This window comes from Mesorhizobium sp. B2-3-7 (assembly GCF_006442695.1).
Classification (GTDB): domain Bacteria; phylum Pseudomonadota; class Alphaproteobacteria; order Rhizobiales; family Rhizobiaceae; genus Mesorhizobium.
Genome location: NZ_VFVV01000013.1, coordinates 83,992 through 103,380 on the forward strand (window position 1 = coordinate 83,992; position 19,389 = coordinate 103,380).

General features: G+C 64.6%; 13 protein-coding genes. 6 read left to right on the forward strand and 7 right to left on the reverse strand.

Features of this window, described 5'->3' with window-relative positions; all coding sequences use genetic code 11:
- Window positions 1-101: 101 nt before the first annotated feature.
- From FJ940_RS23260 to pdeM, 5 genes are all read left to right on the forward strand, one after another.
- On the forward strand, window positions 102-1,466 hold the full coding sequence (locus FJ940_RS23260) for a leucyl aminopeptidase family protein (protein WP_140658055.1): 1,365 nt from the start codon (window positions 102-104) through the stop codon (window positions 1,464-1,466).
- A 77-nt stretch (window positions 1,467-1,543) separates the two neighbouring features.
- The gene (locus tag FJ940_RS23265) at window positions 1,544-1,894 is read left to right on the forward strand and encodes a MarR family winged helix-turn-helix transcriptional regulator (RefSeq protein ID WP_140513216.1); all 351 of its coding nucleotides are present in this window, start codon (window positions 1,544-1,546) and stop codon (window positions 1,892-1,894) included.
- 29 nt (window positions 1,895-1,923) lie between these two features.
- A complete protein-coding gene (locus tag FJ940_RS23270) occupies window positions 1,924-2,784 on the forward strand; it encodes an NlpC/P60 family protein (RefSeq protein ID WP_140658056.1) in 861 nt (286 codons plus the stop codon).
- A 98-nt stretch (window positions 2,785-2,882) separates the two neighbouring features.
- Window positions 2,883-5,417: a ligase-associated DNA damage response DEXH box helicase gene (locus FJ940_RS23275; RefSeq protein ID WP_140658058.1), complete on the forward strand. Its 2,535-nt coding sequence runs from the start codon at window positions 2,883-2,885 to the stop codon at window positions 5,415-5,417.
- A complete protein-coding gene (gene pdeM, locus FJ940_RS23280) occupies window positions 5,414-6,130 on the forward strand; it encodes a ligase-associated DNA damage response endonuclease PdeM (RefSeq protein ID WP_140496693.1) in 717 nt (238 codons plus the stop codon). The genes FJ940_RS23275 and pdeM overlap by 4 nt, the downstream gene beginning before the upstream one ends.
- A gap of 5 nt (window positions 6,131-6,135) precedes the next feature.
- Here pdeM and FJ940_RS23285 read toward each other — a convergent pair whose 3' ends face one another.
- Genes FJ940_RS23285 through FJ940_RS23295 form a run of 3 tightly spaced genes read right to left on the reverse strand, consistent with a single transcriptional unit; the run spans window position 6,136 to window position 10,738 of the window.
- Window positions 6,136-7,071 carry a DmsC/YnfH family molybdoenzyme membrane anchor subunit gene (locus FJ940_RS23285; RefSeq protein WP_140658060.1) on the reverse strand — a complete coding sequence of 312 codons (936 nt, stop codon included), beginning with the start codon at window positions 7,069-7,071 and terminating at the stop codon, window positions 6,136-6,138.
- Between the two features lie 5 nt (window positions 7,072-7,076).
- The gene (locus FJ940_RS23290; RefSeq protein WP_140496689.1) at window positions 7,077-7,811 is read right to left on the reverse strand and encodes a 4Fe-4S dicluster domain-containing protein; all 735 of its coding nucleotides are present in this window, start codon (window positions 7,809-7,811) and stop codon (window positions 7,077-7,079) included.
- Window positions 7,808-10,738 carry a molybdopterin oxidoreductase family protein gene (locus tag FJ940_RS23295; protein ID WP_140658062.1) on the reverse strand — a complete coding sequence of 977 codons (2,931 nt, stop codon included), beginning with the start codon at window positions 10,736-10,738 and terminating at the stop codon, window positions 7,808-7,810. The genes FJ940_RS23290 and FJ940_RS23295 overlap by 4 nt, the downstream gene beginning before the upstream one ends.
- A 277-nt stretch (window positions 10,739-11,015) precedes the next feature.
- Here FJ940_RS23295 and FJ940_RS23300 point away from each other — a divergent pair, with 277 nt between their 5' ends.
- Window positions 11,016-11,918 (forward strand): LysR family transcriptional regulator, encoded by a 903-nt coding sequence (locus FJ940_RS23300; RefSeq protein WP_140496685.1) that lies wholly within the window; start codon window positions 11,016-11,018, stop codon window positions 11,916-11,918.
- A gap of 12 nt (window positions 11,919-11,930) precedes the next feature.
- Here FJ940_RS23300 and FJ940_RS23305 read toward each other — a convergent pair whose 3' ends face one another.
- The 4 genes from FJ940_RS23305 to FJ940_RS23320 form a co-directional block, all read right to left on the reverse strand.
- On the reverse strand, window positions 11,931-13,187 hold the full coding sequence (locus tag FJ940_RS23305; RefSeq protein ID WP_140513226.1) for an Hsp70 family protein: 1,257 nt from the start codon (window positions 13,185-13,187) through the stop codon (window positions 11,931-11,933).
- A gap of 179 nt (window positions 13,188-13,366) precedes the next feature.
- Window positions 13,367-14,155, reverse strand: coding sequence for a TIGR02186 family protein (locus FJ940_RS23310; RefSeq protein ID WP_140496681.1), 789 nt, complete (start codon window positions 14,153-14,155; stop codon window positions 13,367-13,369).
- A complete protein-coding gene (locus tag FJ940_RS23315) occupies window positions 14,155-15,078 on the reverse strand; it encodes a sulfite exporter TauE/SafE family protein (protein ID WP_140560874.1) in 924 nt (307 codons plus the stop codon). Before FJ940_RS23315 ends, FJ940_RS23310 begins: the two co-directional genes overlap by 1 nt.
- A 192-nt stretch (window positions 15,079-15,270) precedes the next feature.
- Window positions 15,271-19,287 carry a peptidoglycan-binding protein gene (locus FJ940_RS23320; protein WP_140658064.1) on the reverse strand — a complete coding sequence of 1,339 codons (4,017 nt, stop codon included), beginning with the start codon at window positions 19,285-19,287 and terminating at the stop codon, window positions 15,271-15,273.
- Between the last annotated feature and the right edge of the window lie 102 nt (window positions 19,288-19,389).

Here is a 19,389-nt window from a genome sequence, read left to right on the forward strand (position 1 = left end):
GGCCATTGCGTGACCATCTTCCCTCTCGAAGAAATATTCTGTTAACCCTAACGGACAGTTAAGAAGCGCCGAATCGACGGACGTCGGCAGGAGAACATCGAATGTCAGTGGAACTGGTCGAGAACAAGCTGAACAACCCGCTTCCTGTCCATCTGGTGGCTAAGGACGGTCTGGAGACGGCCGGTCTGACGTCATCAGCCGTGGCGTGGGCCAGGGCCAACGGCTTCTCCGGCGAAGCGGGCAGGACGCTCATCGTGCCTGCGGAAAACGGCGCGCTCGGCGGTGCCTTGTTCGGCATTGGCGACGGCGAGGGCGCGCTGGCCGTCGGCGCGCTGGCGAAAAGCCTGGCGGAGGGCGACTGGCATTTCGCCTCCGCGCCGGCCGAGCCGGAGCTGGCGGCGATCGCGCTGGCCCTCGGCGGCTATGTCTTTACCCGCTATGGCAAGAAACCGGGCAAGGCGCTGCGCTTCGAATTGCCGGCCGGCGTAGAGGCAAAACGCGTTCGCCGCATCGTCGAAGGCGTCTTCCTGACGCGCGATCTTGTCAACACGCCGACCAGCGACATGGGGCCGGACGAGCTGGAGAAGGCGGTTCGAGCCCTGGCCGAAATTCACAAGGCCGAGGTGTCGGTCATCAAGGGCGACGATCTCATCAAGCAGAATTTCCCGATGATCCATGCCGTCGGCCGGGCTTCGTCCAGCGCACCGCGTCTTATCGGCATGGGCTGGGGGCCAAGGAGCGCGCCGAAAGTGACGTTGGTCGGCAAGGGCGTCTGTTTCGACACTGGCGGCCTCGATATCAAGCCGTCGTCCGGCATGCTGTTGATGAAGAAGGACATGGGGGGCGCCGCCAATGTGCTGGGTCTGGCCTCGATGATCATGGCCTCCGGATTGAACGTGCGGCTGCGCGTGCTGATCCCGGCCGTCGAGAATTCGATCGCCGGCAACGCCTTCAGGCCTGGCGACGTGTTGGCGAGCCGCAAGGGCATGTCAGTCGAGATTGGCAACACCGATGCCGAGGGAAGACTGGTTCTGGGTGATGCGCTGGCGCTGGCCGACGAGGAGGAGCCGCAATTGCTTGTCGACATGGCGACGCTCACCGGGGCTGCTCGTGTCGCGCTAGGTCCGGACCTGCCGCCCTTCTACACCGGCGACGAGGCACTAGCCTCGGAACTGACGACAGCCTCGCTGGCGGTCGAGGATCCGCTGTGGCGCATGCCGCTGTGGCGGCCCTATGATGCGAAGCTATCGTCGAAGATCGCCGACATCAACAATGTCACCACGGATGGGTTCGCCGGTTCCATCACCGCGGCGCTGTTTCTCAAGCGCTTTGTCGAGAAGACGCCAAGCTGGGCGCATTTCGACATATTCGCCTGGAACCCCGCCGATCGTCCGCACGGACCTGCCGGCGGCGAGGCGCAAGGCATCCGGGCACTGGAGCGCGTCATCTCGAAGCGTTTTGGCTGAGGTGGCGGCGACTTTCAGGGCCGGCAGGTTGCCGAAACTGAAACGGAACCGAAACAATTTGCCGTCATTCTCGTGCGATGTCGATTTCGATGCGCCCGAGCCAGGCCTTGCGATTGTGGCAGCAAGTGATGCTGTCGCAGGTGCGCGACGACGCGCCCGACCTCACCATGCGCCAGACGGCTATCCTGTTCACCATCTATCTCGATCCGCCGCCGCACACGGTGCGCGGGCTGGCGGCCCGTCTCAACGTCACCAAACCGGTCATCACCCGCGCGTTGGATACAATGGGTGCGCTCAAACTGGTGTCGCGTCATCGCGACGAGCTCGACAAGCGCAACGTGCTGATCAAGCGCACGGTCGAAGGCGCCCTCTTTGTCGAGCGCTTCGGCGATGGTATCATCGCCAAGGCACAAGAGCTGCCCATCTGACGACCAGCCGCTTCAATGGATAAACTGATTTGACCGCCAGGGATGCCCGCCTCCACGCCTTTCGGCCCGATCTTGCCGATGCGAGATTGAAAGGAGAGGTCGCTGCCGACCGCTTCGTCGCCGGCCGGCCGGCGCGGATTTCGATCCCGGTTGCCGATATCCGCAAGGCTCCGCGTCCAGACGCTGGTGTCAACACGCAAGGCCTGTTCGGCGATGACGTGCTCGTTTTCGAGGACAGAGAGGGCTGGGCCTGGATCCAGGCCGAACGGGACGGTTATGTCGGCTATGTCGCCGACGCCATGTTGGGCGGGCGGGATCATGCGCTCACCCATATCGTCTCCGTGCCCCGAACTTTCCTCTATCCCGGCCCGGATCTGCGCCTTCCGATCGCGGGACAGCTGTCGATGGGGTCCACCGTCACGGTGGCCGGGTCCGCCGAAACGCGCGGCACCCACTATGCCGTCCTGCCCTCCGGTGAGGCAATCATAGCGGGTCACCTGCGGCCGCTCAGTAATGTGGCCGCCGACTATGTTTCGGTGGCCGAGATGTTTCTCGGCACGCCCTATCTTTGGGGTGGTGTCTCCGGCTTCGGCATCGATTGCTCCGGCCTCGTGCAACTGGCGATGCGCATGGCCGGCGCCGATGTCCTGCGCGATTCCGACATGCAGGCGCAGAGCATCGGCGAGCCGCTGGATCCAGGCCCCGATTATTCCGGCCTGCGCCGCGGCGATCTCGTTTTCTGGAAAGGCCATGTCGCCATCATGACCGATGCCGAGACCATGATCCACGCCAACGGCCACACCATGTTGGTGTCGCGCGAAGGCCTGAAGGAAGCCGTCGCCCGCATCGGCTATCTCTACGGCGGGCCGACGGGGTTCCGGCGGCCCTAGCGCCGATCCTCCCTTCTCCCAGGGAGAGAAAAACTGCTCGATCACCTTTTGTTCCGATTGTTCTTGGCGTTAGCGCGCCGTCGCGCTAACTCTGACGCGTGACAGAGAAGCCGCGCCTTGCCGACCAGAATGCCGCCGTCATTCTGCCCGACCCATTCCTCAGATGGTTTGGCGAGAAGGGCTGGGCGCCGCGCGCGCACCAGATCGAATTGCTGGCGAGGGCTCAGGCAGGGCAGTCGGTACTGCTGATCGCACCGACCGGCGCCGGCAAGACGCTGGCCGGGTTCCTACCTTCGCTGACCGAACTGGCCGTCAGGGCCAGGCGAAAACCGGGTCAGGCCCATCGCGGCATCCACACACTCTACATCTCGCCGCTGAAGGCCCTGGCTGTCGACATCGAGCGCAACCTTGGCAAGCCGGTGGAGGAGATCGGGCTCTCCCTCACCATCGAGACCCGCACCGGCGACACGCCGGCGCACAAACGCCAGCGGCAGAAGCTGGTGCCGCCCGACATCCTGCTCACCACGCCCGAGCAGCTTGCGCTGCTGATCGCGGCTCCCGATGCAAGGCGTTTCTTCGAAGACCTGCGCTATGTCGTGCTCGACGAGTTGCATTCGCTGGTGATTTCGAAGCGCGGTCATCTCCTAGCGCTTGGCCTGGCGCGGCTGCGCCAGTTCGTGCCCGAGGTTCAGACCATCGGACTTTCCGCCACGGTGGCCGAACCGGACGAATTGCGCCGCTGGCTGGTCGGCCAGAATCCACCCGGCGATATGGCCGAACTGATCGTCGTTACCGGCGGCGCAAAGCCCGAAATATCCATCCTTGACTCGGAAGAGCGCGTGCCCTGGGCGGGGCATTCGGCGCGCTACGCGACGCCGGAGATCTACCGCGAGATCAAGCGCCATAAGACTACCCTGCTGTTCGTCAATACGCGCAGCCAGGCGGAGTTGCTGTTCCAGGAATTGTGGCGCGTCAACGAAGATACCTTGCCGATCGCGCTGCATCACGGATCGCTCGATGTCGCGCAGCGGCGGCGGGTCGAGAAGGCGATGGGCGACAATGCGCTGCGCGCCATCGTCGCCACCTCTACGCTCGACCTCGGCATCGACTGGGGCGACGTCGACCTCGTCGTGCATGTCGGCGCACCGAAAGGAGCGAGCCGGCTGGCACAGCGCATCGGCCGCGCCAACCACCGCATGGACGAACCGTCCAAAGCCATCCTCATCCCGGCCAACCGCTTCGAGGTGCTCGAATGCCGGGCAGCGCTGGATGCCAACTACCTCGGCGCGCAGGATACGCCTCCACTGGTCGATGGCGGGCTCGACGTGCTGGCGCAACATGTCCTTGGCTGTGCTTGCGGCGCACCGTTCCGCGCGGACGATCTTTACGAGGAGGTGCGGTCGGCGGCCCCCTATGCCGGGCTGGGTCGGCCGACATTCGACCGCGTCGTCGATTTCGTCGCCACGGGTGGCTACGCCTTGAAGAGCTATGAGCGATACGCCCGCATCCGCCTCAACAAGGAGGGATTGTGGCGGGTATCCAATCCGCGCGTGGCCCAGCAATACAGGCTGAACGTCGGCACTATCATCGAGGTGCCGGCGCTCAACGTGCGTTATGTCCAGGCCGGCAGCAAGGGTTCCGTGTCGCGCGGCGGCAGGGTTTTAGGCAAGATCGAGGAGGCTTTCCTCGAGACGCTGACGTATGGCGACACCTTCATGTTCGCCGGCAAAGTTCTTCGCTTCGAAGGCATTCGCGAGAATGAGTGCTTCGTCTCGAACGCGCCCGGCAGCGATGCGAAGGTGCCTTACTATGGCGGCGGCAAGTTCCCGCTTTCGACCTATCTCGCCGAACAGGTCCGCGCCATGCTGGACGATCCGCAGCGGTGGAAGAAACTGCCCGAGCAGGTGGCCGACTGGCTGCGCTTCCAGGCCGACAAATCGGTGCTGCCCAAACGCGATGACCTGCTGATCGAGACCTTTCCGCGCGGCAACCGCCACTATCTGGTCGCCTACCCCTTCGAGGGCAGGCTGGCCCACCAGACGCTCGGCATGCTGCTTACCCGCCGTCTGGACAGGACGGGCGCCAGGCCGCTTGGCTTCGTCGCCACCGACTATGCCTTGGCCATTTGGTCGCTGGGCGACATGGGGGCGATGTTCAAAGCCGGAAAACCCTCGCTCGGCGCGCTTTTCGATGAGGACATGCTTGGCGACGATCTCGAGGCCTGGCTGGCAGACAGCTGGCTTCTCAAGCGCACTTTTCGCAATTGCGCGCTGATTTCAGGGCTGATCGAAAAGCGTCATCCCGGCAAGGAGAAGAGTGGCCGTCAGGTGACTGTCTCGACAGACCTTATTTATGACGTCCTGCGCAGCCATGAGCCGGATCACATATTGCTCCAGGCGACGCGCGCGGACGCGGCGGCGGGCCTGCTCGATGTCAGCAGACTTGCGGACATGCTCTCGCGCATTCAAGGTCGAATCATGCATAAGAACCTCGAACAGATATCGCCGCTCGCCGTGCCGATCATGCTCGAGATCGGCAAGATGCCGGTGCACGGCGAAGCCGATGAAACGCTGCTGATGGATGCGGCCACGCTGGTTGAGGAAGCCATGGGGCCGGAGGTGGCTGAGGAATGAATTTTTCGCTGGCGCGCGCATCGTTGATCGCCGACGCCGATCTGGTCGGCATCGCCGGCGAACGTGCGGTCTGCGATCCGCGCGGCGTGCTCTACTTTCCCGAGCTCAAGCTTCTGGCCGTTTCCGATCTGCATCTGGAAAAAGGCTCATCGCTGGCAAGGCGCGGCATGCTGCTCCCGCCCTATGACACCGGCGCGACCTTGCTGCGATTGCAGGCCGTCATCTCAGACTACCAGCCGGCAATCGTCATCAGCCTGGGCGATTCCTTCCATGATGGCGGCGGCGCCGAGCGCATGCATCGAAGTTTCCGCGAACGGCTGGAGGCGCTGATGGCGGGCCGCGACTGGTTCTGGGTGGCCGGCAACCATGACCCGGAGGCGCCGGCCGACCTGCCGGGCGATACGGTGCGCGAACTCGCCATCGGCTCGTTGCTGTTCCGGCACGAGCCGTCGAAGCTGCGCGTCGAGGGCGAGATATCGGGCCATCTCCATCCCTGCGCCCGCATCGTCCAGCAGGGCCGTTCAGTGCGGCGGCGCTGCTTCGCCGGCGATGGCGGCCGCATGATCATGCCCGCCTTCGGCGCCTATACCGGCTCACTCAACGTGCTCGACCGCGCCTATGCCGGCCTGTTCCGCCTGGAATCGCTGATGGCCTATATGCTCGGCACGGACCGCATCTTTGCGATTTCAGGCTCGATGCTGCGACCCGGCTGAAGCCGCTATTTCCCGTAGTAGAGAGTGACCGTGTGCTTCGCTTCGGCGAAGAACAGCCAACGTTCGACCAGCATGCCGACAAACTGTGCGACCGCGGCGAACACCGATGCGAGCGCCGCGAAAGGTGACGGCAAGGCGAAGGCCCCAATCAGCAGCAAGGCGGGCAGCGCGAAACCTAGGAGCTGGGTGATCCGCCGCAGCTTTGCGCTGTGCTTGCGCGCGATGCGAAAACCCATTTCCTTGAGCAAATAATTTTCCTCGGTATGCGGCCATTCCAGCGATCTAACCGTCCCCCCGGCAAGCCCGGTTGCGGTGTTGGCGTTGGTGGGGATTTCCAATTGGTCGTTGTACCGCCAGGTCGCAAGCTTCCAGGCCCAACCGAGCAGGGTCAGCAGTACGCAGGCTGCCAGAAGCATTTTGGAACCGACGGCAAAGCCTTGGCATAGCGCGGCCAGAAGCACACTGCCGCTCATCGCCGAGAAAATGAGATAGCCGGGCAAGGTGTAAGGGCTGTGCCACTGAGCGATGGGTTTCAGCGAGGCATAGATCATGCCGGTCATGCAGACGGTGATGACGGCGCCAATCGTTGCCAGAAGTCCGGCGGCGGCGACCCAGCCATCGGTGCGGCCAAGAATGACCCAGCCAATGCCGAACAGTCCCGCCGGGACGAACGTGGCGACCGAGGCGACGCCTTCGCGCGACAGCCAGGAACTGCGCCATTGCGAGAAGGCACGCCAGGCGCGTTCGGGGCGGCCGAGATGTCCGGTCGAGGACAACAGGCCGGCGGTGATCAGGCCGAGCGCCAGTCCCATGCCGATGATGCCCAGCCAGAAATCGGGTGCGATAACGCCAAGTGGCGCCAGCACGCCGAGCAGTGCCAGCAGGCCGTAGCCGGCGCCGGTGGCGGTGGTGAAGAAGACGACGGAGAAGGCTGGATGCATGGGGTTTAGTTCGAGAGCATGCGGTCGACCCAGCCGAGGAACCCACCCTCGGCCCTCACCGGCTCCAGGGTTGGCGCAGAAATCTTTGCGGCGCGTTCGGTATGCGCGCGCGGCGGCAGGTATTTGTTGGTCGGGCGGTAGCCGAGTTCCGGCATCAGGTCGACACCGCCACGCTCCTCAACCAGTTGCGACACCGCCGAGGCGGGGTCGCCGAGATCGCCGAAATGCCGTGCGCTAGTCGGACAGGCCGCGACGCAGGCCGGCACGCGGTCCTCCTCGGCCAGATTGTCATTGTAGATGCGGTCGACGCAGAGCGTGCATTTCTTCATTACGCCGACATCGGTGTCGAATTCGCGCGCGCCATAGGGGCAGGCCCAGCTGCATAGCTTGCAGCCGATGCACTTGTCCTCATCGACCAGCACGATGCCGTCCGAGGCTCGTTTGTAGGAGGCGCCGGTCGGACACACAGTGACGCAGGCCGGCGTCTCGCAATGCAGGCACGAGCGCGGGAAGTTCACCGTGCGGCCGCCCATCGCGGTGGTGTGCTCGTAGCTGTGCACGCGATTGAACCAGACGCCGTCGACATGGCCGCCATAGGGGTCGATGTCGGTCAGCGGCGCCATGTGGCCGCCGGTGTTCCATTCCTTGCAGGCGGTGACGCAGGCCTGACAACCGACGCAGGTGTCGAGGTCTATGACCAGGCCTAGTTTTTTGCCCGTGTGGGCGGGGACGCAGGTCATTTGGCGGCTTCCCTGTTCATGCGGAATTCGGCGCCAAAGCGAAGTGTGTCCGGCGATGGCTGGAATTGCGGCGGCTGGTGGAAACGCTCGAATTGCGGCTCGGTGAAACCGGCTTCCTCCGCCGCGCATTTGACGATGCGCACCTTGAGATCGAACCATGCCGCCTGGCCGGTCACCGGATCGGAATTCGAATACCGCCTGCCGTTGGTGTCTGCCGTGGTCTGGTCGCCGATGATGTGGTTGAGCAGGAAGCCGCGATTGCTCTCGGCGGCATCGTCCTTCAGCCCCCAGCTGCCGCGCCTTTTGCCGATGGCGTTCCAGGTCCAGACCGTGCTTTCGTTCACGCCCTCGACCAGCTTGATCTGTCCCTTGACCTTGCCATTGATGCTTTCGATCCACACCCAGTCGTCGTCGGCAAGGCCGAGACCTGCGGCGGTCCTCTCATGCACGAACAGCCGGTTTTGGCTGGTGATCTGCCTCAGCCACGCATTCTGCGAACCCCAGGAATGGTACATGTGCATCGGCCGCTGCGTCAGCGCATGCAACGGATATTTCTGCTGGTCGACGGCCGCTTCCTCGAACGGCACGTACCAGAAGGGTAGCGGGTCCATGTAGGTCTCGATGCGCTGGCGTTCGCTCTCGGGCGGCACGGCCCGACCATGGCCGCGCGCGGCAAGACGAAAGCGCTGCAAGGGTTCGGAATAGAGCTGGAAGACGACTGGTTCGGCCTTCGGGATGAAGCCCATCTGCACCGCGAAATCGAGATAGGACCGGTTGGCCATCTTGTAGTAGCGCTGGTCCTCAGCGAAATCGTGGTGCCAGAAGCCGCCATTGTCGATGTAGCGCTGCAACTGGTCCGGGTTTGGCTCGCCCTTGCCGGTCGAATTGCCGTCCTTGCCGCGCCAGCCGGCAAGCGGGCCGATACCGGGCGTGCGCTCGTGATTGACGATGTAGTCGGCATAGTCGGCATATTTGGCCGCCCCGTCTTCTCTGACGAAACCCGGCAGGCCGAGGCGCGCGCCGAGCTCGATCAGCACCGATTGGAACGGGCGCACGTCCCGGTCCGGCTCGACCACGGGATGGCGTATAGCATCGCCCGGTCCGTCGGCATGGCTGATCGGCCGGTCGAGCAGGCTGATGCAGTCGTGCCGTTCGAGATAGGTTGTGTCGGGCAGCACGAGGTCAGCGAACGGCACGGTCTCGGAATAATAGGCGTCGGAATAGATGATGAAAGGGATCTTGTAATTGCCCGCCTCGTCGCGGTCGGTCAGCATACGAATCGTCTCGACGGTGTTCATCGAGGAATTCCAGGCCATGTTCGACATGTACATCATCAGCGTGTCGATCTTGTATGGATCGCCGGCCCAGGCGTTACGGATGACGGTGTGCATCAAGCCGTGCGCAGCGAGCGGCGCCTCCCAGGAATAGGCCTTGTCTATGCGGATCGGCACCCCTGCCTCATCGACCAGAAGGTCGTCAGGCCCGCAGACGAAGCCGAGCGGAATGCCGTCCAGTGGCGTCATCGGCCGGACGTTCTTGCCGGCAGGCTTCGGTCCTGGCGGCGCGCAACGCGGATAAGGCGGTTTGAAGCGGAAGCCGCCCGGGACGTCCACCGTTCCGAGCAGCACCTGCAGCAGATGAATGGCTCGGCAAGAATGAAAACCGTTGGAATGGGCTGAGATGCCGCGCATCGCGTGCATCGACACGGGCCGTCCCCTAATCGTCTCGTGGCGGCGGCCGGCCCAGTCGGTCCACGCCACCGGCAGTTCGATCGTCTGCTCAAAGGCGACATGTGCGAGCTCGGCGGCGATCCTGCGGATCGTGCCGGCGGCAATGCCGCAGCGCTCCGCGACCGCATCGGGCGAATAGCTCTCATCGAGGTATCGATCGGCGATCAGCTGGAACGCCGGAACGCAGCGACGGCCGTCGATGGTGAAGCTGCCGGTCAGTGCCGGTTTGGCGCTGGCGTCGGTGGCGCGGACAGGCACCTTCGCCACCCTGTCCCAGGCGAGCAGGTTGCCGGCGCCATCGCGGACAAACAGCCCGTCATCGGCCGCACCCGGATCCTGGATGACGAGCACATGGGCGTTGGTGTAGCGCAGGAGATAGTCGAGATCCACGCGGCCTGCCTTCAAGAGCTGGTGGATGAGGGCAAACACGAATAGGCCGTCGGTGCCCGGCCGGATGCCGATCCAGTCGTCGGCGATGGCGTTGTAGCCAGTGCGGCATGGATTGATCGACACCACCTTGGCGCCGCGCGCCTTCAGCTTGCCGAGGCCGATCTTGATCGGGTTGGAATCATGGTCCTCGGCGACGCCGAAAAGCATGAAATACCGGGTATTGTCCCAGTCGGGTTCGCCGAACTCCCAGAACGAGCCGCCGATCGTATAAAGCCCGCCTGCGGCCATGTTCACCGAACAGAAACCGCCATGCGCGGCGAAGTTCGGCGTGCCGAACTGGCTTGCCCACCAGCCGGTCAGGGATTGCGATTGGTCGCGGCCGGTAAAGAAGGCGAGTTTCTTCGGGTCGCTGCGGCGGATGGACGAAAGCCGCTCCGCGGCGATCGTCAGCGCTTCTTCCCACTCGATCTCGCGGAATTCTCCCGAGCCGCGCGAGCCGGTGCGCAGCAGCGGCTTTTTCAGCCGGGCAGGGCTGTAATGCTGCATGATGCCGGAGCTGCCCTTACCGCAGATCACGCCGCGATTGACCGGATGATCCTTGTTGCCGTTGATGTAGCGGACCTTGCCGTCCTTGATGTGCACGTCGATGCCGCAGCGGCAGGCGCACATATAGCATGTGGTCTTGGCGATGCGGTCGGAGACGGCGGGCGAGGTGTCGACGCCATCGTTCTCGTCGGGTGCGTTCGTGTCGGCGAGCGGGCGTTGGGACGGGGCGGAATTCGCGCCGCGCAGAGATCCTTGGGTCATGATCCCCGAGCGCTTCTGCGGTTCGCGGCTTTGGCCCTGGTTTTCGGCCCGGGACCGCGCATGTAATGCTCTTCCGGATGATAGCGATCGCCGGCCAGCCGCCGCCGCAGGCCGCGGGTCCAGTGCGCGAACAGGGACTTGAACCCCCCGATCATTTCATTCTCTGTCAATCGGTAGCGAATTTTTTCTAACTTCGATTGAAAACTTAGAATAAAGCTATCAACCCGTCTAATCAGTTGTTCTTGTAAATTCGATCGATATTGGTTCTTAATGCCTTATGACACTTGACCAGTTGCGGATATTTGTCGCCGTCGCCGAGCGCGGCCACATGACCAAGGCGGCGGAGCTGCTGGGCATCTCCCAATCGGCCGCGTCGGCCGCCATCCGCGCGCTTGAGGAGCAGCATGGCGTCCATCTGTTCAACCGCGTCGGCCGCAACATCGAGCTTGCCCAGACCGGTCACCGGTTCCTGCCAGAAGCCAAGGCCGTACTGGAACGAGCCGCCGCCGCACGCAATGTGCTGGAACATGTCTCGCAGACGGTTGCCGGCAGCCTCTCCATCGCCGCCAGCCTGACGATCGCCAGCTATTGGCTGCCGCGCCGGCTGGCGTCCTTCCACGAAGCCTATCCTGCGGTCAGGCTGAGCGTCAGCATAGGCAACACCAGGCAGGTCGAAGCCAGCGTGCTGGATGGAACCGCCGATCTCGGCCTGGTCGAGGGGCGCACCGAGTCCGACATATTGCGCCGCGCCAAGGTCGATATCGACCGGTTGATGCTGGTGGTTGCCGGTTCTCATCCCGAGATCGCCGAAATCGCGCCGGGCCGCCCCGACATAAAAGGGCTGCGCTGGATCATCCGCGAGGGCGGTTCCGGCACGCGGGAGGTGCTGGAGGATCTGGCGCGCCGCGAAGGGATTTCGCTTGACGACCTGCAGATATTTCTGGTGCTGCCGAGCAACGAGGCGGTTCGCCAGGCGGTCGAGGCCGGTGCCGGCGCCACCATCATTTCGGAGCTCGTCGTCGGACGCGCCGTCGCCGAAGGCAGCCTGCGGTCCGTGCCGCTCGAACTGCCGAAACGCGACTTCGCCATGATTACACATCGCGACCGCCAGGCAAGCTTGGCCCAGATGGCGCTCAAGGCGCATTTGGGGGCCGACGAGAAGGCGTCCGCGCGTTCGTGAATTGTCCGGATATCAGCCGAACTTGCGCTGCGCGTCCAGCGAAAGGCCAAGTCCGACCGAGCCGAACATATCGCCCTCGATGACCGAAGCCTGAGGCATCAGCGACAGGATTTTTTGTCTCGCCAGCGGGATCGCGGTGGATCCTCCGGTCAGGAACACGGCGGTGATGTCGGACGACTTGACCCCGGCGTCGCCGATGGTCTGGCCGACCGTGGCGGCAACGCGCTCGATGTCCCTGGCGATCGTGGCGTCCAGCGCCTTTCGGGTGATCTCGGCGGCGAACTGGACTTCCGGCAGCCTCACCTCGACATCGGCCGAGACCTTGTCGGTCAGCTCGATCTTGGCCCTTTCGACAAGAGCGGCCAGCGCGTGCCCGTACCGGTGCTCGACGATATGGATGAAGCGGTCGACGAGATCGGCGCGCTCGGCCTCGTAGCGGATCTGGCGCAGATGCGTCATCGCCTTGGCCGTGTAGACCAGGTTGATGCGTTGCCATGTGGCAAGATCGATGAAGTAGCTGGCCGGCAGGTTGCGCTTGCCGTCCTTGGTCGGGCTGAGGTAGCCGAGTTCCGGCATCACATGCGCGATGCTGAGCAATCGGTCGAAGTCGGTGCCGCCGATATGGATGCCGCGGCTGGCCAGGATATCGTCCTTGCGGTCAAGCGAGCGGGCACGCTGCGGCGAGACCCTTACGATCGAGAAGTCCGACGTGCCGCCACCCATGTCGATGATCAGCGCCAGTTCCTCGCGCGTCACCTTCTGCTCGTAGTCGAGGGCCGCCGCGATCGGTTCGAACTGGAAGGCGATATGCTTGAAGCCCTGGGCGCGGGCGGCTCCTTCGAGCTCGCTTTGTGCCCTGGCATCGGCCTCGGCGTCGTCGTCGACGAACTGCACCGGCCGGCCGAGTACCACGCTCTCGACGGCGCCGCCGGCATCGTCCTCCAGTCTTTTTCGCAGATGGCCGAGGAACAGGCCGACGATCTCCATGAAGCCGATCGATCGCGCCTTGATGCGCGTCTTTTCCTGCGCGAGCGCGCTGCCGAGCACGCTCTTCAGCGAGCGCATCAGCCGACCTTCGACGCTGTCGGTGTAATTGGCGATTGCGTGGCGGCCGAAACAGGTACGGTTGTCCTCGAAGTTGAAGAACACGGCGCTTGGCAGCGTGACCTCGCCGCCTTCCAGCGCGACGAGGTGCGGCTGGCCGCTCCTGACCACGCCCACGGTGGAGTTGGAAGTGCCAAAATCGATGCCGGCGAATGCTGGTCGCATCGCAGCCTCCTGTCATCTCTGCTAAAGCAGCGGTTCGGCGCCGTCTGTGAAGCGTGCGCTCTCTGTCGTCCGGGGTGATCGGACCGCTCTGCCGAATTGAATTGTGCGTGTTGCCCGGTAGACCGGGAGGTGGCGGTCTATAGCATGATCCGGGAAAGGAAAACCCCTTTGTAGCCGCTTTAGTCCTTGCGGAAGATCAACCTTCCGAGCCAGCCCGTCACCATGGCCAGCGATATGGCGAAGACGCCGTAGAGGAAGGAATAGTCGTGGGCGACACGGAAGATCGACTGTTCGAAACCGGATTTGCGGATCTCGAGCTGGGCCGAGCTCTCCTTGATGAACAGGCCGCTCTTGAACAGGAACGCGCGCGCCTTGTGGGTGCCGACCGGAACGTTCGGCGCCAGCCGCACCGTGGCGCGGAACAGGTTCTGTGACAGGAACTGCACGCCGCCGACATTCTCGCTGTAGAGACCGGTCGCGGCCTTGCGTTCGCGCAACGCCGCGGTGAATTCCTCGATCGTGGCCGGGCTGTCGCCGGCATCGGCCGGCTGCATGTAGAGATTGGAGGCGCCGAGCGACAATTGCCTGTAGCTGTTCGGCTCGGTGATGTCCTGCAACGGCCGCGTCGTCGCCACCGAATAGGACACCGGCACGTTTTCGAAGGTCTCGGATTCCAGGTTGACCCAGACGCCGAGCACCCGGTCCTTGCGGCGCACCACCACCGGCTTGGGTGGGCCTTCGAGCACGACGATGATATCGTAGCGGCCTTGGCGCGCCACCAGCGGATCGGGATTTTCCAGCGAGCCGAAAATGGTCAGATCGGCGCCGGAAAAGCCGGCGGTGATCGAGACTTTGTCGGTGGAAAGGCCGATCTGGATGCTTTCGGTCGGCGGCGTCTGCGCCTTCGCGGGTGCGGCGGCGATCAATGACAGAAGAGCGGCGGTTGCGAGCGCTTTCAGGCCATTCATCAGTTGAAGCCCGCGCCGGACAGCGAATAAAGATTGGGCGGTGTGACGAAGAGGTCGATGGCAAGCCTTATCGCCACCGCCAGCACCAACATCGCCAGCAGCGCTCTCAACTGCTCGCCGCGCAGCCGCTGGCCGGCCTTGGCGCCATATTGCGCGCCGGCGACACCACCGGCCATCAAAAGAAAGGCCAGCATCACGTCGACCGTCTGGTTGGTGGTGGCGTGGACCAGAGTGGTGTAGGCCGAGGTAAAGATGATCTGGAACAGCGAGGTGCCGATGACGACGTTGGTCGGCACTTTCAGGAGATAGATCAGAGCCGGCACCATGATGAAGCCGCCGCCGACACCCATGATAGAAGACAGGAAGCCGATGGCCGCGCCCAGCCCAAGCACGGGGATGACGCTGACGAACAGCTTCGAGGCCCTGAACCGCATCTTCAGCGGCAGGCGGTGGATCCAGTTGTGCTGGCCGGATTTCTTCATCACCGGTGCCGCGCCGCTGCGCGTGGCGCGTAGCGCGTTGATGCTTTCGACCAGCATCAGCCCGCCGACGGTGCCCAGAAGCACGACATAGAGCAGCGAGATGAACAGGTCGAGCTGTCCCAGCCTGCGCAGGAAAGCGAAGACATAGATGCCGCCGGTGGAGCCGACGATGCCGCCGGCAAGCAGCACCCCGCCGAGCTTGAAGTCGAGCGTGCCGCGCTTCATATGCGACAGCGCGCCGGAGAAGGATGAGGCGATGACCTGGTTGGCGCCGGTCGCCACCGCGATTGCCGGTGGGATGTTGTAGAAGATCAGGAGCGGCGTGATGAGAAAACCGCCGCCGACGCCGAACATGCCCGACAGAAAGCCCACCGCAGCGCCCATGGCCAGCAGCACGAAGACGTTGACGGAAATTTCCGCAATCGGGAGATAGATGCCCACCCGTCGGTCTCGATCAGTTTGCCAGTCGGCGAATACCGCCGTTGCGGATAGTATCGCACCGAAAAGCCAATTTTTCCTTGCGCCGAAGCGGCGGCAGGGTCAAACCCCGCCGCCGCGCCGAAACAAAAAACATCTCAAGCAGTTAACAGGCAAATGTGTGGCAGGGGCGTCGCGGATACGACGCTCCTGCCGCTATTTGCGCGCCAGCAACGCCTTGACCAGCTTTTCGTCGACCGCACCGGTCGCGGGCAGCTTGTTGTCAGTCTGGAACGCGACGATCGCATTCTTGGTCTTCGCGCCCATGACGCCGTCGGCGCCGCCGGCGTCGTAGCCGTTCTTGTTGAGGATAAGTTGGATATTCTTGACCGCCTTCTTCATATCGATGCTGGCCGTGGTCTGCGGTGTGCCATCTTGCCAGGATTCGGGAATGTCGGCCGAATTGGCGGCCTGATCGAGCGGCTTGGCCTTCCACAATTCGGTGGCGGCGCGGGCGCGCTCGAGTTGCTCGGGACGCAGCGCGTTGGCGATCTCGTCGCGCTTGGCGGCAGCGTCCTTGTCGCCGGTCTTGGCGACGAGCGCGAACCATTTGTAGGATTCCTCCAGATTCTGCTTCATGCCGACGCCCTTGGCGGCGAGGATGCCGAGATTGAACTGGCTGTCCTTCACGCCGAGATCCGCGGCCTCCTGGAACCAGTGCGCGGCCGATTCATTGTCGGTCACGCCGTCCGCGGCCATGGCGAACAGCACTGCCAGATTGTGCATTGCGCTGGCGTTGCCCTGCTCGGCGGCGAGCTGGTACCAGGTCTTCGACTTCTTGATGTCGCGCGGGACGCCGATGCCCTTCTCGTAGAAATTGCCGATGCGGTACTCGGCCGGAGCGAAGCCGAGTTCCGCGGACTTTTCATACCATTTGGCCGCGGCCGCCATGTCTTCCTTGACGCCGCGCGCCTCGGAATAGCGCGAGCCGATCTCGAACAGCGCCTTGGCGTCGCCGGTGGCTGCGGCGTCGCGCAGGGCGACCGGGCCTGCATCGGCGGGAATGTCGAATTTGGCCGGGGCCGCGGGAGCGCCGGCGGGCACGACGGCGCCGGTGCTGTCATTGGCCATGGCCGGTGCAGCCACTGTCGGTTGGATACCGCTGTCCGCATCCGTCGTTTGCGTTCCGCCGGCAGCAGCGGAAGGTGCCGGAGAAGAAGGAGCCGCTGCGACGGGACCGGCGGAAATGGGTTCTGCCGAAGCCATCGCGTCGGAGCCTGCCGCACCCGCGCCGGCAGGCATGACGGGAGCCATCGCCGTCGGAGCCCGCTCCGCCGTCGGGCCGGCGTTCGTCGGCCCATCGCCGTCCGACGGCATGGCGAGCGCGGTCTGCGCCACCATGTCGTCCTTGACCGCCGGAGCGGAGGGCTCGGCCTGCCTGACCTCACGGGCCGGTTCGCTGTTCGCCGCCGCCAACTGGGTTTCCGGCTTGGGCGGGCTCGCGGCGTCGACGGATGCGGTTTGCAGCGGCTGCGAGGCAACGGCCGGCGCGTCATTGCTTGCCACCTGGGCGGGATCGGCGAGGAACGCCTTGCCAAGCTGCAAGCCGGCAAGCGCCAGCATGATCGCGGCGGCCGCCATCAAAATCGGCTTGCGCCGCGCCTTGAGCAGGTCGCCGATCCTGAGCGCCTTCACCGGTCCCTTCATCGTCGACTGGCGCTTCAAGGCGTCGGCCTCGGCGGCGGCGGCCTGCGCCGCGCGGCGGGCAGCCGCGATGAAGTCCGATTTCGCGGCATCGCTGTCGCTGAGCTTTGCCGGTTGCCCGCGCTCGTCGCGCACGCGCTTCATGATGGCGTTGAGGTCGGGCGCGCCGGAGCCGGGCTCCAGTGGCCGGTTGGCCATTTTCGGGTCGAGCGGCTCGTCGAGATCGACGCTCGGGATTTCCGGGCCCGGCACCGAGCCCGCCAGCGGCGGAACGTCTGCTTCCTTCTTGCCCTTGAAGGCGCGCGCCAAGCCGCCCAGCATCGATTTGCGGCGGCCGGTCGGCTCGCCCTTCCCGGCGATCGGATCGGAACCAAGCGCGGCCATGGCGGCGGCGGCCGCCGCCTCCGCGGGCGAGCGCGCACCCGGCCCGCGTGGCGAAGCGGGCTGGCTGCGCATGATCGCGGCGGCGCGGCCGTCGAGATCGGCCATGTTCCCTGTCAGCGGCATGGGCTCGTCGATATCCATCGACGGAGCGTCCACGGCCATCTTGCCGGCTCGCGCACGGCGCTTGCCGATCGCTTCGTCCGGGCGTGCATCCAGGAGCTCGCTCATCGCCTCGGACGGTTCGCCTGGCTCCAGCGAACCCAGCCTGTCGACGATCTTGAGCAGCGTGTCGTGGATGGCCTCGAACGTTCTCGAGTTACGCTCGTCGGAACGGCGTGTCAGCGTCTCGAGCGTCTTCAGGTCCTGGGCAAGGCCGGAAACCGCCGACGTGTCGGCGCCCGAGCCGGCCAGCGAGCGCACCGCGTTCTCGGCCGCCTCGCGCGCCGCGCCAAGGATGGAGTCGCGCGTTCCCGCCAGCGCCTTCTCGATTTCATTGAGGCGTGGGCTGATGTCCTCGAACTCCGGCAGCGGTGCGCTGGGCCTGGACAGGTGGGCGGACAGGCTGGCGACTTGCGCCTCCAGGCTGCGGATCAGCGCCGGATCGATGCCGGCGACTTGCGCGGCGGACGAGTCCAGGCGGCTCGAAATGTCTTCGAGCCGGCTTTCCAGGCCACGGATCGCGGCTTCGCCGGCGGGGTCGGGAATGCGTGTTTCCATGCGCTTGGCGAGCGCCGTGAAGCGGGCATCGATGGCTTCCATGATGCCGGCGCCGTCGACTTGCGGCATGCGCCGGTCGAGCCGGTCGGCAACCTCGTCCAGTCGGCGCTCAAGATCGCGGAACAACATGTTGCCCTGTTCGATGGCGTCGCCCTGGCGCCGTTCCATCATCGACGACAGCACGTCGAAGCGTTGCTCCAGCCCGTGGAAGATATAGTCGGCGTCTGGCATGGCCGGCGCCTGGTCGATCTTGTCGGCGATGAGCGCGATCTGCTTGGCCAGCCGTTCCATTGCCTGCTCGGGCAGGGCGGCGCGGCCGGCGAGTTCGTCGACCCGGCTAGACAGCGTGTTCAGCCGGTCGACGACGGCGTTGCCGGGGTGGTCCTGCGCCACTTCCTCGATCTGCCGGGCGAGCGAATCGATCCGTTTCTCGATGCGCTCGAAGGCTTCATGGTCGAGCGTATTGGCCTGTGCCGCGACGGTCGAGGCGACGATGGCGCGGGAGATCTCGTCCAGCCGCTCGTCGATCATGGCCAGCGTGCTGCCGCCGCGATTGTCCTGCTGGCTGGCGAAATGATCCACGGCGCTGGCCAGCGTGCGGACCTTTTCCTCCAGCGAGCGCAGGGATAGCGATTCCGGCAGGTTGTTGACGGCGTTGCTGATCTGCTCCAGCCGATCGGTCAGGCCCGAAATGGCGGGGTCCGGTGAGCGGTTGCGCTGGTCGGCGTCGACGCGGTCCTCGAAGGCTGTCCAGCGACGATCGAAATCGTCCCAGCGGCGGTCGACCTTCTGCACGCTCTCCTCGCGCGCCAGCGTGTCGAGCGCGGCTTTGACCTGTTCGAGTTCGAGCCGCAGCATGTTGACGCTTCTGTCGTCGCTTTTTTCCGACAGCGTCTTGATGGCGCCGGAAAGCCGCTCGAATTCGAGGCCAAGTTCGGCGCTGCCCTTGCCCGAAGCGCCTGACTTGGCGTTTGCCAGCAGTGCGCGGTCGATGTCCTTGCGCAGCGCCTCGAATTCGCTCTGCAGCCCGGCAGTCATCTGGTGGCGCAATTCCTCGCGCATGCCGCGCAGCTCGCCGGCTATCTTGCCGACCATGGCAACGCTGTCTTCCTGGCCGCGGATGCGGTCGATATCGCGGGCAAGGTTCTGGTAGTTCTGGCCGACGGCCGGCGCCGGCATCGGGGCCTGCGGATGCGCTGCGGGCTGCGGATCCTGGTACCAGCGCGGCTGAGCCGAAGGCTGTGCGGCGGGATAGCGCGGTTCGGCGCCATATTGGCGGGGATCGGGACGTCCAATCGTGTCCTCGCGCGTTCTCTCCAGGCGCTGTTCCAGCGTCTCCAGCGAGCGGTTCAACTGCTCGAGCGTGGTCTGAGGCCTGCGCTGCCTGCCGGCGTTGAGTGTGTCGAGGTAGGACCGCTTGCTGTTCATCGGTGCGTCCGTCTTTCAGATTGGCCGGTTTGCGACCAGCTCCCCAAATCCTCGCCGGAACGAAGGCGACCGCACCACGGTGGAAGACAAGCTTCCCGGGGT